The organism is Paraburkholderia metrosideri (genome assembly GCF_904848625.1).
Lineage (GTDB): Bacteria > Pseudomonadota > Gammaproteobacteria > Burkholderiales > Burkholderiaceae > Paraburkholderia > Paraburkholderia metrosideri.
In genome coordinates this window covers 513,173-526,970 of the sequence record NZ_CAJHCP010000002.1, presented here as the reverse complement: position 1 = coordinate 526,970, position 13,798 = coordinate 513,173, and the positions used below count along the sequence as shown (strand labels likewise).

General features: G+C 63.0%; 11 protein-coding genes. 3 read left to right on the top strand and 8 right to left on the bottom strand.

The window, feature by feature from the left end:
* The first annotated feature begins 12 nt into the window (after window positions 1-12).
* Window positions 13-213, top strand: coding sequence for a hypothetical protein (locus LMG28727_RS05155; RefSeq protein ID WP_201641216.1), 201 nt, complete (start codon window positions 13-15; stop codon window positions 211-213).
* Window positions 214-287: 74 nt separating this feature from the next.
* Here LMG28727_RS05155 and LMG28727_RS05150 read toward each other — a convergent pair whose 3' ends face one another.
* The 3 genes from LMG28727_RS05150 to LMG28727_RS05140 are packed head-to-tail and all read right to left on the bottom strand — an operon-like array spanning window position 288 to window position 3,346.
* Window positions 288-1,268, bottom strand: coding sequence for a 2-dehydropantoate 2-reductase (locus LMG28727_RS05150; RefSeq protein WP_201641215.1), 981 nt, complete (start codon window positions 1,266-1,268; stop codon window positions 288-290).
* A gap of 43 nt (window positions 1,269-1,311) precedes the next feature.
* Window positions 1,312-2,103 (bottom strand): class II aldolase/adducin family protein, encoded by a 792-nt coding sequence (locus LMG28727_RS05145; RefSeq protein ID WP_201641214.1) that lies wholly within the window; start codon window positions 2,101-2,103, stop codon window positions 1,312-1,314.
* 43 nt (window positions 2,104-2,146) lie between these two features.
* Window positions 2,147-3,346, bottom strand: a complete 1,200-nt coding sequence (locus tag LMG28727_RS05140) for an amino acid aminotransferase (RefSeq protein ID WP_201641213.1) — start codon at window positions 3,344-3,346, stop codon at window positions 2,147-2,149.
* Between the two features lie 222 nt (window positions 3,347-3,568).
* On the opposite strand from LMG28727_RS05140, the gene LMG28727_RS05135 reads away from it, so the two are divergent.
* Entirely contained in the window at window positions 3,569-4,618 is a 1,050-nt protein-coding gene (locus tag LMG28727_RS05135; protein WP_236591609.1) for a LysR family transcriptional regulator, read from the top strand.
* Here the strand turns inward: LMG28727_RS05135 and LMG28727_RS05130 are convergent.
* The 5 genes from LMG28727_RS05130 to LMG28727_RS05110 all read right to left on the bottom strand — a co-directional run bounded on the left by LMG28727_RS05130 (window position 4,530) and on the right by LMG28727_RS05110 (window position 11,670).
* Entirely contained in the window at window positions 4,530-5,348 is an 819-nt protein-coding gene (locus LMG28727_RS05130; RefSeq protein ID WP_201641212.1) for a helix-turn-helix transcriptional regulator, read from the bottom strand. The two genes, LMG28727_RS05135 and LMG28727_RS05130, sit on opposite strands and share 89 nt — an antisense overlap.
* A gap of 85 nt (window positions 5,349-5,433) precedes the next feature.
* The gene (locus LMG28727_RS05125; protein ID WP_201641211.1) at window positions 5,434-6,561 is read right to left on the bottom strand and encodes a hybrid sensor histidine kinase/response regulator; all 1,128 of its coding nucleotides are present in this window, start codon (window positions 6,559-6,561) and stop codon (window positions 5,434-5,436) included.
* Window positions 6,562-6,570: 9 nt separating this feature from the next.
* Window positions 6,571-7,200: a chemotaxis protein CheB gene (locus LMG28727_RS05120; protein ID WP_201641210.1), complete on the bottom strand. Its 630-nt coding sequence runs from the start codon at window positions 7,198-7,200 to the stop codon at window positions 6,571-6,573.
* Window positions 7,201-7,210: 10 nt separating this feature from the next.
* On the bottom strand, window positions 7,211-8,056 hold the full coding sequence (locus LMG28727_RS05115) for a CheR family methyltransferase (RefSeq protein ID WP_201641209.1): 846 nt from the start codon (window positions 8,054-8,056) through the stop codon (window positions 7,211-7,213).
* A gap of 38 nt (window positions 8,057-8,094) precedes the next feature.
* The gene (locus LMG28727_RS05110) at window positions 8,095-11,670 is read right to left on the bottom strand and encodes a response regulator (protein ID WP_201641208.1); all 3,576 of its coding nucleotides are present in this window, start codon (window positions 11,668-11,670) and stop codon (window positions 8,095-8,097) included.
* Window positions 11,671-11,966: 296 nt separating this feature from the next.
* On the opposite strand from LMG28727_RS05110, the gene treA reads away from it, so the two are divergent.
* Window positions 11,967-13,778, top strand: coding sequence for an alpha,alpha-trehalase TreA (gene treA / locus LMG28727_RS05105; protein WP_201641207.1), 1,812 nt, complete (start codon window positions 11,967-11,969; stop codon window positions 13,776-13,778).
* Window positions 13,779-13,798 lie beyond the last annotated feature (20 nt).

Genomic DNA, 13,798 nt, shown 5'->3' with positions numbered 1-13,798 from the left:
GGCCCCCACATCATGACCGATAGCGATCTCGATCTTGTCTATACGACGTTGTGCAAAACGCTCACCCGCGAAGGCGAAGCGCAAACGCCGCTCTATCTCGCCCGTCTTGCGCTACTTTGCATGACCGAACTCGACGACCCGCAGCGCGCGTTGTCGTTGATTGAAGCGGCGAAGCTGCCCGCGTCGAAGGAAGTCGCGGCGATAAGCGCATAGGTGCATAAAACGAAAAAAGCCGCCGTGCAGCGATTGCACGGCGGCTTCGTGATCTTCTGCAAGGCTGCTCAACACTACGCCGGGTACAACCCCAACGTCCGCGCATGCAAACGCGCGAGACCCAGTAGCGCATCCGTAAACGGCGTCGGTACTTGCGTCAGTTGCCCCAGTTCGCGAACCGCACCGACTAGTGCATCGAGTTCGACCGCTTTACCTGCTTGCACGTCCTGCAGCATTGACGTTTTCATCGCGCCGAGTTTGAGCGTGACTTCGTGACGATCCTCTGGCTTCTGATCGATGGGGATACCGAAGCGCGCACCAATCTCTTTGGCCTCCAGCATGATGCTCGTGACAAAACCGCGCACCAGTTCATCGCTGAGAATCCGGTCGGTGGTCGCACCGGTGATGGCGCTGATCGGGTTCATCGTCATGTTGCCCCACAGCTTGTACCAGACATCGCGCTGAATCTGCGCGGACCTCGATGCGTTGAAGCCCGCCGCCACGAGCGCCGCCGCCAGCGCCTCGACGCGTTCGCTCGGCTGACCCGACGCCTCGCCGATAATCAGCCCGTTGCCCTGGTGATGCCGTATCACGCCGGGTGCTTCGACCAGACAGCTTGCATGCACCACGCAGCCCACCGTCTGCGCACCGGGAATCGCGGCGGCAATCGCGCCATCGGGATCGATCGACTTCAGCCTCTGGCCCGCAAAATCCGGCCCAAGCCCTTCACAGAACCACCACGGCACGCCGTTCATCGCCGTCAGCACGGTGGTGTTCGGACCGAGCAGCGGCGCGATCTGCGCGGCCACCGACGCCATCGCCGGTCCTTTGACCGCAACCACGACGAGATCCTGTACGCCCAGATCCGCCGGGTTTTCACTGGCTTCGACGTTGACCGCATGCGTGACATCGCCGTCGATCAGACGCAACCCATCACGTCGCAACGCGCTGAGTGTCGCGCCTCTCGCTACCACACCCACGTGATGACCGGCCTGCGCGAGCCTGACACCTATCCAGGCGCCAATCGCGCCCGCGCCATAAATAACCACTTTCATCGTTCGATCCTTACCCTGGTTGTCTCGCTCACGCTGTTCGCCGTCAGTCCTTGTAGCTCGCGTCGACGCGATCCACGCGCCGCACCAGCGCGTCGAACACATCCTGCCCTGCGCCGTGACGCGGATCGAATTGCAACGCGTCGCGTGAACAGCGAATCGCCACCTGTTCCGGCACCGGCCGCGCGCGGCCCATTGAGAACGTCGCCAGCTGGATTTCGCACGCGCGGTTGAGCGTCCACAGCACCGCGAAAGTTTGCGGCAACGTGTGACCCCACGCAAGCAGACCATGATTGCGCAAGATCACCGCCTGTTTGTTGCCGATATGTTCGAGCAGGCGCGGCCCTTCTTCCGCATGCACCGTGATGCCCTCGAAATCGTGATACGCGATACGGTCATGCAATTGCGCGCTATAGAAGTTGGTCTGCTGCAACCCCTCGTCCAGACACGCGACCGCCACGCCCGCCGTGGTGTGCGTGTGCATCACGCAATGCGCGTCAGGCAAGCCTTCATGAATCGCCGCATGCACGACGAAGCCCGCCGGATTCACCGGATACGGCGAGTCATCGAGCACACTTCCCTGCGCGTCGATCTTCACGAGATTGCTCGCCGTTACCTCGCTGTAGTGCAGCCCGAACGGATTGATCAGGAACTGCCGCTCGCTACCGCTCACGCTTTGCGGAACCCGCAACGTGATGTGGTTATAGATCATCTCGGTCCAGCCGAGCATGTCGAAGATCCGATAGCACGCGGCCAGTTGCACGCGCGCGTGCCATTCGTCCGGATGCATTGCGTGGTGCGTGGGCGGGCTTGCCGGTTTCGTTTCGAGGGTGCTCATCACGTCTCCATGTTTATCGCTTTGCCAGCCGGGGAAGGTGCGTCTATGCGCCCGACACCACCGACGCTATCGACGACGCCACATAACCGGCGTTACGCGCATTCAGGCCGGCCACACACATACGCCCCGAGCGCAGCACGTACACCGCGTATTCGCTCCGCAAACGCTCGACCTGCGCTTCACTCAAGCCGGTGTAAGTGAACATGCCGCGCTGTGCGACGTAACGCTCGCGCATCACTTCATCGACCCGGCCTGCGAGTCCCGCGTGGATCGTGCCGCGCATCGCGAGGATCCGCTCGCGCATGGTAGCGAGTTCGGCTTCCCATGACGCGCGCAGCGTCGGATCGGCAAGCACGTTGGCCACGAGCCGTGCGCCATGGGTAGGCGGATTGCTGTAGTTTGCGCGTACCGCCGACATTAACTGCCCCAGCACGCGGCCCGCCTCTTCCGCGCTTTTGCACACCACGCTCAGCGCGCCGCAGCGTTCGCCATAGAGCGAGAAATTCTTCGAGAACGAATTCGCGACGATCATCGGCACGCCTGCGTCGGCCAGCAAACGGACACAGGCTGCGTCTTCTTCGAGACCCGCGCCGAAACCCTGGTAGGCCATGTCGACGAACGCGATCAGCTTGCGGCGCTGCAATACGGGCACCAGTTCCGCCCACTGCGCCGGACTCAGGTCGACGCCGGTCGGGTTGTGGCAGCACGCATGAAGCAGCACGACGCCCTTCTCCGGCAAGCGGCCGATCGTGTCGATCATGTCGGCGAAACGCAGGCCGCCGGTTGTCTCGTCGTAGTACGGATAGGTATTGACCGTCAGCCCCGCGCCTTCGAATACGACGCGATGGTTCTCCCAACTCGGATCGCTGATCCACATCTGCGAGCCGGGGAAATAGCGCTTCAGGAAGTCCGCGCCGACTTTGAGCGCGCCCGAACCGCCCAGCGTTTGCAGCGTGGCGATGCGGCCCGCGGCTCGGGCGTCGCTATGTTCGCCGAACACCAGCGCCTGCGCGGTGTCGCGATAGAGCGGCAAGCCGGCCATTGGCAGATACGAACGCGGGCCGATCGAATCGAGCAGCGCGGTCTCCGCACGGCGCACGGCGTTGATGACGGGCAGCTTGCCGGCGTCGTCGAAATAGATGCCGATGCTCAGATTGACCTTGTTGGGCCGGGGGTCCAGTTGAAAGTCTTCGTTCAGGCTCAGAATCGGGTCGCCTGGGTACACGGGAATGTGGTCGAACATGACAAGTCCTTGAATGCGGCCTCGGGCCGAAGCGGTCACGCAGCGGTTTTGCTGTGATCTGATCGTAAGCCGGCGGTGAGCCCGCTCGCAGAGCACAACACAACGTGGAAGTCTAAGCGCGTTTGGCTGTGTGCGTCGATTTGAACGAGTGTCGGTCATTGCCCTGCTGCCCACAATCAATCGATTTTTCACGATTCGTAAGTTTTTCTTTAGAATCGCCCGATGCCCCTGACTCGCGTCACCCTCCGCCAGTTCGAAGCCTTCCTCGCCATCGTCGATCTGCATAGCATCGGCGCGGCGGCGGAGCGGCTCGGGCTGACCTCGTCGGCGGTCAGTCAGTTGCTGGCCGAACTCGAAACGGAACTCGGCTTCCGGCTGTTCGACCGGACCACGCGGCGCGTGAATCTGTCGAGCGCGGGGCAGGATTTTCTGTCGTCGGCGGAATCGGTGTTGCGTCATGTGCGTGCCGCTGCGCAATCCGCCGACGATATCCGCAACCGTGCCGCCGGTATCGTGCGGGTGGGCGCGCCGCTCGTGCTGGCGGCGACCGCGTTGCCAGCGGCGATCGCCGAATACGCGCGCGACAAGCCGAAGGTAGTCGTACGCATTTGCGACACGGTGGTCGAGCAACTGGTGGAGCGAGTCGAAAGCGGCGACGTGGATCTCGCGATCGGCCCCGACCGGCAAAGCGGCACGCGCGTGCGCTGCGAGCCGGCGTTCGCCAGTCCATGGGTGATGTGGTGCGCGCCGACACATCCGTTGAGCACGCGGCGCCGCGTGCTATGGCAGCATCTGCGCGACGTGCCGATTGTCGCCACCGGCCGCGACCACGAGCGCGCGGTTGGGCAAATGCTCGCCAATCTGCCGGTGGAGGCCCGCATCATTCCGGTGGATGTCGTCGACAACGTCACGACTGCGTTCGGCCTTGCGTCGCAAGGACTGGCCGTCACGCTCGCGCCGGCATATGTCGCGCCTCTCGCGCGCACGTTCGGGCTGGTGATGAAGCGTATTGTCGATCCCGAAACCATTCGCGAAGTCTGCGTTTATCGCTCGACACAACGCGCGCTGTCGCCGCCTGCGGACGGTTTCGCCGAATTCATTGCACCGTGGTTACAGCGTTGGGACCGGGAAACTCAGGCGGACGCGCGGCAGCGCAATCAAAGCGCTGCTCCGCTTTCACACGTCACGACCGCTCAGGCATCAAACACAGCGCGAACAACTGCCGCTGATTCGAAATCCCGAGCCGCGCATAAGCGCGCTTCTGATACGTGACGACGCTCGCCGGCTTGACGCCCATTTGCAGCGCGATTTCTGCCGCGCTTGCGCCTTCGAGTACCCCGCGCAGCACGTCGAGTTCACGCGGCGTCAGTGCGGGACAGGCGCGCCTGACGCGCGCCAGCATCGCGATCGCCGGCCCCTGTTGATGCTGTCCATTCAGCGCGTAGTGGCTCTTCGCGGCATGCGCAAACAGATGCGCGACACTTTCAACCTGTTCGAGCTCGCCAGCCGCAAAGTTGCCGTATGCGCTGTCACGATAGAAGTTGATCGACAGCCAGACACCGTCCATGGGTTGCACGAGCAACGACAGCCGGTCCGACACGTTAGGCTGTGCATAACAGGCCGCGCGATACGCAGCGTTTTCAATCTCCGCGCTGTGCTGCTGATGCAACACCAGCGCGTCGCGGGAATGCGCACCTGACGAGCGGCCGATAATCGCGCGATTGCCATCCAGCGCATAAAAGTGGGTAGCGTAACGCTCGGCGACATCGCGCAGGAAGCGGCCGCCGCGATGATCTGCCGCCGACACGGTGCGCGGCCGTGCGTCGAATTCGTACGCGAAGACGGTGCACTGCGAAACGGGCAGCGTATCGCCGACGGTTTTCAGCATGCTCGCCGCGAGCGCGTCGGCATCGGCGTGCGAGATGGACATGACGAGATCGGTCGCACGCGAGGTGCTGATCTGGGCGCTGCGGTCAGGGGGAGCAATGCGCCATGAACGCATGATGGGATTCGGGTCACGCTGCGTGATTGGATTCTTTCAAGCGTAGCACAGCGAAGACCGGTGGCCGCCACGACGGCTCACCGTGCTACTTGCGCGTGAAAGATCCACGTTGCAACGTCACCATTCTCGGCAATTCGATCGTGAATACGGTACCCGTCGTATCGTTGGACTCGACGCCGACATTACCGCCATGCATACGCGCAATCTCCTGCACGATATGCAGGCCCAGCCCGAGCCCTTCGCGCGGACGCCCGCCGTTGGTGTTCGGTCCGAACGCCTTGAACAGATGCGGAAACACTTCGGACGGAATCGTGCCGCGATTGGAGACTTTCAGGCGCACTGATTCGACCGAATCCCCATCGACTTCGACGCCGATATCGCCCCCCGGCGCGCCGTGGCGCAGCGCGTTGCTAACCAGATTCGACACGGCTTGCCACACCAGGTCGGTATCCCACGCGCCCGAGGTGTTGCCGCTGCTGGAAAACACGATCTGCTTGCCGTTTTCGCGCGATGCGAATTCGTCGATCACCGAGCGGCATAGCGTTGCCAGTTCGATCGAGCGCGGTTGCAACGGCAGGCGGCCGCCTTGCAGCCGAGCCAGATTCAGCAACTGATCGACCATCCGCGCCATGCGCAGCGAACTGTTCTTGACCCGCGCGGCCACGGTCACCGACTGTTCGTCGGCGGCCGTGCGCATCAGATATTCCGCCGATGCCAGCACGGCGCCGAGCGGCGTGCGCAGATCGTGGCTCAGCACGGCCATCAGCATCTCGTTGGCTTCGAGCATCTGACGCGTGGTCACGAGTTGCGCGGCGAGCTGGCGCTTCTGCTGTTCGAGCTGCACGAAGACATCGACCTTCGATTGCAGAATGCGCGGGTCGAACGGCTTGTACAGAAAATCGACCGCCCCCGCTTCATAACCGCGAAACGTGCGCGACGCGTCCTGCGCGGTCGCCGTCAGAAAGATGATCGGCACATGCGACGTGCGCGGGCTGCCGCGCATCAACGCGGCCAGTTCGAAGCCGTTCATGCCGGGCATGTTGACGTCGAGAATCGCCAGCGCCACTTCGTGCTTGAGCAGCAGGTCGAGCGCAGCGGTTCCCGAATCGGCCACCAGCACGGCAATGTCCGGCCGCGCCAGCAACGCTTCGAGCGCGGTGATGTTGTGGACGATGTCGTCGACGATCAGGATGTTCACAGGTGGATTCGTCATGGCATCGGGTCAGAGAGGGGCCGGCAACGCAGCGAGCCGCCTGGCCATAGTTTCGGGATTGAAAATCGAGTCGCTCGCGCCGCGTTCAATCGCGGCGCGCGGCATTTCGGGGGAACTGGCGCTGTCGGGCGTCTGCACCCAGGCAGTGCCGCCTTGTGCGCGCACACGTCTGAGGCCCTGAGCGCCGTCGTCGTTGGCGCCGGACAGCAGGATCGCCAGCAGGCGCTCGCCATACACCGCTGCCGCCGACTCGAACAACACGTCGATCGAAGGCCGCGAAAAACGCACGGCGGCATCGGTCGACAACGCCACGGTGCGGTCCACTTCCACCAGCATGTGATAGCCCGGCGGCGCAATGTGCACGCGGCCCGGCAGGATGCGCTCGCCCGCATCGGGCTCCATCACCGGCAGCGCGCAACGATGCGCGAAGGCCTGCACCAGGTAGCTGGGTGAATCGGGCGGCAGGTGCGTGACGATCATCACCGCCGGTGCAAACCGCGCAGGCAATGCGCCGAGCAGCACGTTCAGCACCTCGATCCCACCCGCTGAACCGCCGATCACCACGAGATCGTACGCGCGCGACTGAGCGTCGCGCGGCTGCGATGTCACCGATGACGGGTTGAGCATTGAGCGAGCCATGATGATCGTGCTAGCGCTTCTGATAAATGCGTTCGCCCGGGCGGAACTCGTCGAACGCTTCGTAATGACGCGAAAAACGCAGACTTTCCTTGCTGCCGAGGCCGAGAAAACCTCGCCGTACCAGCGCATTTTCGAACAGACCCAACGCGCGATCCTGCAGACCGCGATCGAAATAGATCAGCACGTTGCGGCACGACACCAGATGCGCTTCGAGAAAGACTTCGTCGGTGGACAGGCTGTGATCGGCGAACACCACGCGGTCTTTCAGCGAGCCGGCAAAGCGCGCACCGCCATACGCAGCATGATAATAATCCGACAACGACCGCTTGCCACCAGCCGCGAGATAGTTCTGCGTGAAGCCCTGAATCCGCTCGAGCGCATAGATGCCGGACTCGGCGCGCGCGAGCGCATCCGGGTTGATGTCGGTTGCGTAAAACAGCGTGCGCTCGGTAAGCCCTTCCTCGTCGAACAGGATTTTCAGCGACCACAGTTCTTCACCCGTGCTGCACCCCGCCACCCATACCTTGATCGACGGATAGGTGCGCAGGCGCGGCAACACGTGTTCGCGCAGCGCGAGGAAATACGCGGGATCGCGGAACATGTCGCTGACCTGCACCGTGAGGTACTGGAACAGCCGCGAGAACTCGTCGCCGTGGCGCATGATGCGGTCCTGCAACTGCGACAGCGTCTTCAGGCCGAACTCCTCCAGCGCCTGCGACAGCCGGCGCCGCAGCGACGACATCGCGTAGTGCCGGAAGTCGTGCTGATACTTGAGATAGATCGCCTCCAGCAGCAATTTCAACTCGATGTCGAAATCGCTCATACGTTGCGGCGCATCAAATTCGGACTGACTCATTGGGCTCCTGCTGCCTGTTCCTGTTGGTTGACGACGGCTTACCGTTGACGCAGCCATACGCGGCACAGCGCGACCAGCTTGTCCACGTCGATCGGTTTGGACACGTAGTCGTCCGCGCCGGCTTCGAGACAACGGGTGCGGTCGTTCGCCATGGCTTTCGCGGTCAGCGCAATGATCGGCAGATGCGCAAAGCGCGGATTGCGGCGGATCTCGCCCATCGCGGTCAGGCCGTCCATCTCCGGCATCATGATGTCCATCAGGATCAGATGCACTTCGGGGCCGTTGTCGAGCGCGTCGAGCGCTTCGCGGCCGTTGCGCGCAATCTGCAGCTTCGCGCCAAGCGGCTCCAGCACATGCGACAGCGCAAAGATATTGCGAACGTCGTCTTCGGCCAGCAGGATCGTGCGTCCTTCGAACGCATTGTCGCGCTGCCGCACCGTGCGCAGCATGCGCTGTTGCTCGGGCGCGAGCGACGACTCCACGCTATGCAGGAACAGTGTCACTTCGTCGAGCAGACGTTCGGGCGACTTCGCGCCCTTGATGATGATCGACTTCGAATAGCGGCGCAGGCGGTGTTCTTCGTCGTCGGACAACATGCGGCCGGTGTAGACGATCACGGGCAGCGATGCATGCGCGGTATTCGACGCGAGCCGCTCCAGCAGGTCATAGCCGGTGCCGTCGGGCAGCGCGAGGTCGGTCACCACGCAGTCGAACGAGAATTTCGACAGATACTCGAGCGCTTCGGCCAGCGTGGCCACGGCCACGATCTCGGTGTTTTCACTTTGCAGCAACGCGCGGATGCTTTCGCGCATCGGCCCGTCGTCCTCGATCACCAGCACACGTTTGAGGCGCTGTTGCAGACGCGCTTCGAGACGGCGGATCGCCGCTTCCATCGTGCTGCGCGCGGTCGGCTTCAGCGTGTAGCCGATGGCGCCCAGGTGGAGCGCCTTGTCGGCGTGGTCGGTCGCCGAGACGATATGGATCGGGATATGACGCGTCAGCGGATCGTTTTTCAGCCACTCCAGCACGGTCAGGCCCGAACGGTCGGGTAAGCCGACATCGAGCAGCACGGCGGCCGGGTACATGTCGCGCACCAGCGCGAGACCGCTGGCCGCGTCGCTTGCATGGACGAAGTCGAAGTCGAGTTCATGCGTCAGATCGCGGAGGATTTCGGCGAACGCGAGGTCGTCCTCGACCGCCACGATCAGGCGGCCGGCGCGCGTGCGGTTGTTGCGGTCGTCGGCAATCGGGCCGCTGCTGCTCTCGGGCGCGTTGCCGGCGGTCAGGCCGTTGGCAGGTGTGATCACCGCAGTCTGGACGCTCGCCGATGGCGTGTGGGTCAGCAGCGGTTCTGCGCTCGCCTGGAAGGCGGCGGGCGCGCTCGCGAGCGGCCTGGCCGACGCGAACGCCTGCGCTGAACCGGACACGGGCGCGGCGGTGCCCTGACCCGCTGCGGCCAACGCCGCTTCCCCATCCTGCGGCAGCCACAGCGTAAACACGCTGCCCTTGCCCACCTCGCTCGCGACCGTAATGCGGCCGCCCAGCAAACGTGAGAATTCACGCGAAATCGACAATCCCAAACCACTGCCGCCATATTGACGGCTGGTCGACCCATCGGCCTGCTGGAACGCCTCGAAGATCATGTCCAGTTTGTCCGCTGCGATGCCGATGCCCGAATCGCGCACGTCGATACGCAGCATATTGTCTTCGGCCGGCGCTACCGCCAGTGCGACCTCGCCATGCTCGGTGAACTTCACCGCATTGGACAGCAGGTTGCGCAGAATCTGCGTGACACGTTGACCGTCGGTGACAAAGGTGTCCGGCGTACCCGGCAAGCGGTCGAACGCGAGGCGCAAATGCTTCGCGCCGGCTAGCGGCTTGAACATTTCTTCGAGCGATTGCAAGGTGGCATCGACCGACACGGTTTCGAGTTCGACCGTGACCTGACCGGCCTCGACCTTCGACAGATCGAGAATGTCATTGATCAGCACCAGCAGGTCGCTATTGGACGCGTGAATGGTCTCCGCATAGCGCACCTGCTCTTCGCTCAGATTGCCGGTGCGGTTTTGCTGCAGCAGTTTCGCGAGGATCAGCGAGCTGTTGAGCGGCGTGCGCAATTCGTGCGACATGTTGGCGAGGAATTCAGACTTGTAGCGGCTCGACTGTTCGAGCCGCGCCGCGTTCGCCGCGAGATCGTCCTGCGCGCGCAGCAGGTCCGACTTCTGACGCTCCAGACGCTGCGCGTATTCCTCGAGTTGCACGTTGGTCTGTTCGAGTTCGGCCTGCTGCGCCTCGAGCCGCGTTTGCGACTCCATCAACGCGCGGCCACGCTCCTCCAGTCCTTCGTTGGACACGCGCAGTTCTTCCTGCTGGACCTGCAGCTCTTCATTCAACTGCTGGGTTTCGGCGAGCGCATCCTGCAGACGCTCGCGATACAACGCCGCCTCGACGAAATCGCCCATGCTGTTCGCGACCAGTTCGAGGAACTCCTGGTCGCGCTGCGTCAGGTCGCGAATAAAGCCCAATTCGACCACGCCGTTGACCTGGCCGTCGTTTTCGATCGGCATGATGAGGAGGCTCTTCGGCGCGCTTTTGCCCGTGGCGGACACCACTTGCACATAGTTTGCCGGCACGTCGCGCAACACGATTGCGCGCCGCGCGGCGGCCGCCTGACCGACCAGCGTTTCGCCGTCCTCGAAGCTGCGTGCGGCCGCCTGTTCGCTTTCGCGGCTAAAGCCGAACGCGGCAATGCGGCGCAGCGTGCCATGCTGTTTATCGCGGACGTATAGCGCGGCGACCGCCGCGTCCAGATATTGCGCGAGGAAGTCGAGCATCGCACGGCCCACCAGTGGCGGACTCGCCTGGCCGACCACCTTCTCCGCCAGCAGGCGTTGCCCCGAGCGCAGCCACACCTGTGCCTGCAACACTTCTGTCTGTTCGGACTGCTGGCGCAATACGCCGTCGTAGGTCGAAGACAGGCTCAGCAGTTCGCGACGGCCCATCCACGCGAGCAGCGCGCTCACCACGAGGCTGAACAGCAGGAACACGCTCACCAGCGTGGTCGTGACCCGGCGCGTGGCTTCGGAGCGGTCCTGCCGCAAATGCAGTTCGACATCGAGAAAATCGTCGAATTCGCGGCGCGTCTCGTCGAATTCGATCTTGCCGCGCCCGCTCGACACCGCCGCTTCGAAGTTCTGATTGCGCCGGCGCGCATCGATCATGTCTTCGGCGTAACGGCTCCAGCGTTGCTGGATTGCCTGGATCTGCTTGAGCCTTTCGACTTGCGGCGGATTGTCGGAGACCATCTCCTGCAGCGTTTCGATCTGCGCCTTGAACTTGGGACCGCCGGTTTCATAGGGCGCGAGAAAACTCTCGTCGCCCGTGATCAGAAAACCGCGCATCGACGATTCGCGATCGACCGCGAGACGCAGCATTTCATTGGCCTGGCCGATCACGCGCTCGGAATGCTCGGCCCAGTTCATCGTCGACACGAGATACGCAATCAGCCCGACGAACACCGCCATCGTGACGAGCCCGACACCTAGAGGCAATGCAATGTTGCGGCGGATGATGCTGCGAAAACGATTCTGGTCGACGGCTTGGGATGCGGTCATTTTTTCTGTCTTCGGCATGGCGAATCGAATCGATTCGGAATATTTTTCGGATTTTGTGCGAGGTTTTTTTGTCGCTCTCTCTGGGCCGTCATCATACAGGATGAGGTTTGTTTTTGAGATGCCAGCGGACGCGGTTAGGCTTGCTGGGCGGGCGGTTGCCGATATATGTAAGACACAGGCAACTTTGCGCGACGCAGGCCGGTCAATCATGTGACGAACGCATTTCCCACTGCTGACGCGTTCGGTCGTTGGACCCGTTTTGACTGTTAGCGCCTTCCACTCTCCTCCGGTAGCCGATGCCTTCCCAAGACCTGCCCCGCCTCTGCCGCGCGCTGGTGCGCAGCGCCCTCGCCGCCACCTTCGCGTGGCATGTTTCGCTGGCCACAGCGGTCCCGACCTCTCACACGCCGGCTGCTGGCGGCATCACGACCGTCGCTGTGCATGTCGAGCCGCCCACCCAGGCCTCGCCGGTCGTGGCCGTGCCGCCGTCCGAGCAATACCCGGCGCTCTATCGCGACGTGCAGCTTGCTCATCTGTACCCCGACAGTAAGACCTTCGCGGACATGGTGCCGCTATCGCCGCCCGCGCAAATCGCCGCCGCTTACGACGACGCGAAGCAGCAACCCGGCTTCAGTCTCGCCGACTTCGTGAAGAAGAACTTCACGTTGCCGGCGCGCACCGCAAAAGCGTATGTGTCCGATCCGAATCAGAACGTCGTCGATCATATCGACACGTTATGGAACGTCCTTCGTCGCGAACCGGATGCGACCGCGAGCCCGTGGTCGTCGCTCCTCCCCCTGCCGTATCCGTATATCGTGCCGGGCGACCGTTTCGACGAAATCTATTACTGGGATTCGTACTTCATCATGCTCGGCCTCGAACAGAGCGGGCAGCATGCGTTGGTGGTCGACGAATTGAAGAACTTTGCGACCTTGATCGACCGTTATGGCCATATTCCGAACGGCAACCGCACTTACTATCTGAGCCGCTCGCAACCGCCGTTCTTTGCGCAGATGGTGCGCCTCGTCGCGGAGAAAGACGGCGACGCCGTCTATGCGCAGTATCTGCCCGAGTTGCAACGCGAATACGCGTACTGGATGAACGGCAGCGAAGGCCTGCCTGCGGGGCATGCGAGCCGTCACGTCGTGCGCCTGTCGGACGGAACGTTATTTAACCGCTACTGGGATGAGCGCGCGACGCCGCGCGACGAGTCCTATCGTGAAGATGTGCTGACCGCGCAGCAAACACCCCAGCGCGATTCCGCGGATCTGTGGCGAAATCTGCGCGCGGGTGGCGAAACGGGGTGGGATTTCAGCTCGCGCTGGTTTGCCGACGGCAAGACGCTGGCAACCGTGGATGTGACCTCGCTCGTGCCGGTCGATCTGAATAGCCTGCTGGTCGACCTGGAACACACGCTGGCCAAAGCCTACCGCCTGCGCGGCGACGTCACGCGCGCGGAGAATATGGAGCAACGCGCCGCCACGCGCGCCGATGCGATTCGTCGCGTGCTGTGGGATCCGCAATTACAGGCGTTCGGCGACTACGACTTCGTACACCACACATTGACGCACCGGCTGACGGCGGCGACGGTGTACCCGCTCTATACCGGCGTCGCCAGCCGTCAGCAGGCGAAGGCTGTCGCCGCGACTGTGCAACGCGAACTGCTGCGCCCGGGCGGACTGGCGACTACCCAAGTGAATAGCGGTCAGCAATGGGACGCGCCGAATGGTTGGGCACCGTTGCAATATCTGGCGGTGCTGGGTTTGCGTCGTTATAGCGAGGCGGCACTCGCGCGGACCATCGCGACGCGCTGGATCAGGACCAATGTCGATTACTACCAGCACACGGGCAAGCTGGTCGAAAAATACGATGTCGATGCGGCGGCGCCGGGGGTGTCGGCGGGAGGCGGCGAATATCCGTTACAGGATGGTTTCGGCTGGACTAACGGTGTGCTGCGCTCGCTGCTCGTGATGTATCCGCAAACGGCGCAGTCCGCGCGTCCCAGCGATATTCCCGAGGGGCCGGCGGGGGTGTCGTCGGCGGCGGCTTCGGCGGCGGCTGCATCGAAGAACACGCATAGGCTGCATGGAACACGGGTGGCGCCGTAAGCGGGTTCGGTTCGCGGTTG

Excerpts from the sequence above, each read along its gene's own strand:
- LMG28727_RS05120 (WP_201641210.1), bottom strand. The coding sequence starts at position 7,200 with ATGGCTCGCTCAATGCTCAACCCGTCATCGGTGACATCGCAGCCGCGC.
- LMG28727_RS05150 (WP_201641215.1), bottom strand. The coding sequence starts at position 1,268 with ATGAAAGTGGTTATTTATGGCGCGGGCGCGATTGGCGCCTGGATAGGT.
- LMG28727_RS05145 (WP_201641214.1), bottom strand. The coding sequence starts at position 2,103 with ATGAGCACCCTCGAAACGAAACCGGCAAGCCCGCCCACGCACCACGCA.
- LMG28727_RS05125 (WP_201641211.1), bottom strand. The coding sequence starts at position 6,561 with ATGACGAATCCACCTGTGAACATCCTGATCGTCGACGACATCGTCCAC.
- LMG28727_RS05140 (WP_201641213.1), bottom strand. The coding sequence starts at position 3,346 with ATGTTCGACCACATTCCCGTGTACCCAGGCGACCCGATTCTGAGCCTG.
- LMG28727_RS05110 (WP_201641208.1), bottom strand. The coding sequence starts at position 11,670 with ATGACCGCATCCCAAGCCGTCGACCAGAATCGTTTTCGCAGCATCATC.
- LMG28727_RS05155 (WP_201641216.1), top strand. The coding sequence starts at position 13 with ATGACCGATAGCGATCTCGATCTTGTCTATACGACGTTGTGCAAAACG.
- LMG28727_RS05115 (WP_201641209.1), bottom strand. The coding sequence starts at position 8,056 with ATGAGTCAGTCCGAATTTGATGCGCCGCAACGTATGAGCGATTTCGAC.
- treA (WP_201641207.1), top strand. The coding sequence starts at position 11,967 with ATGCCTTCCCAAGACCTGCCCCGCCTCTGCCGCGCGCTGGTGCGCAGC.
- LMG28727_RS05130 (WP_201641212.1), bottom strand. The coding sequence starts at position 5,348 with ATGCGTTCATGGCGCATTGCTCCCCCTGACCGCAGCGCCCAGATCAGC.
- LMG28727_RS05135 (WP_236591609.1), top strand. The coding sequence starts at position 3,569 with ATGCCCCTGACTCGCGTCACCCTCCGCCAGTTCGAAGCCTTCCTCGCC.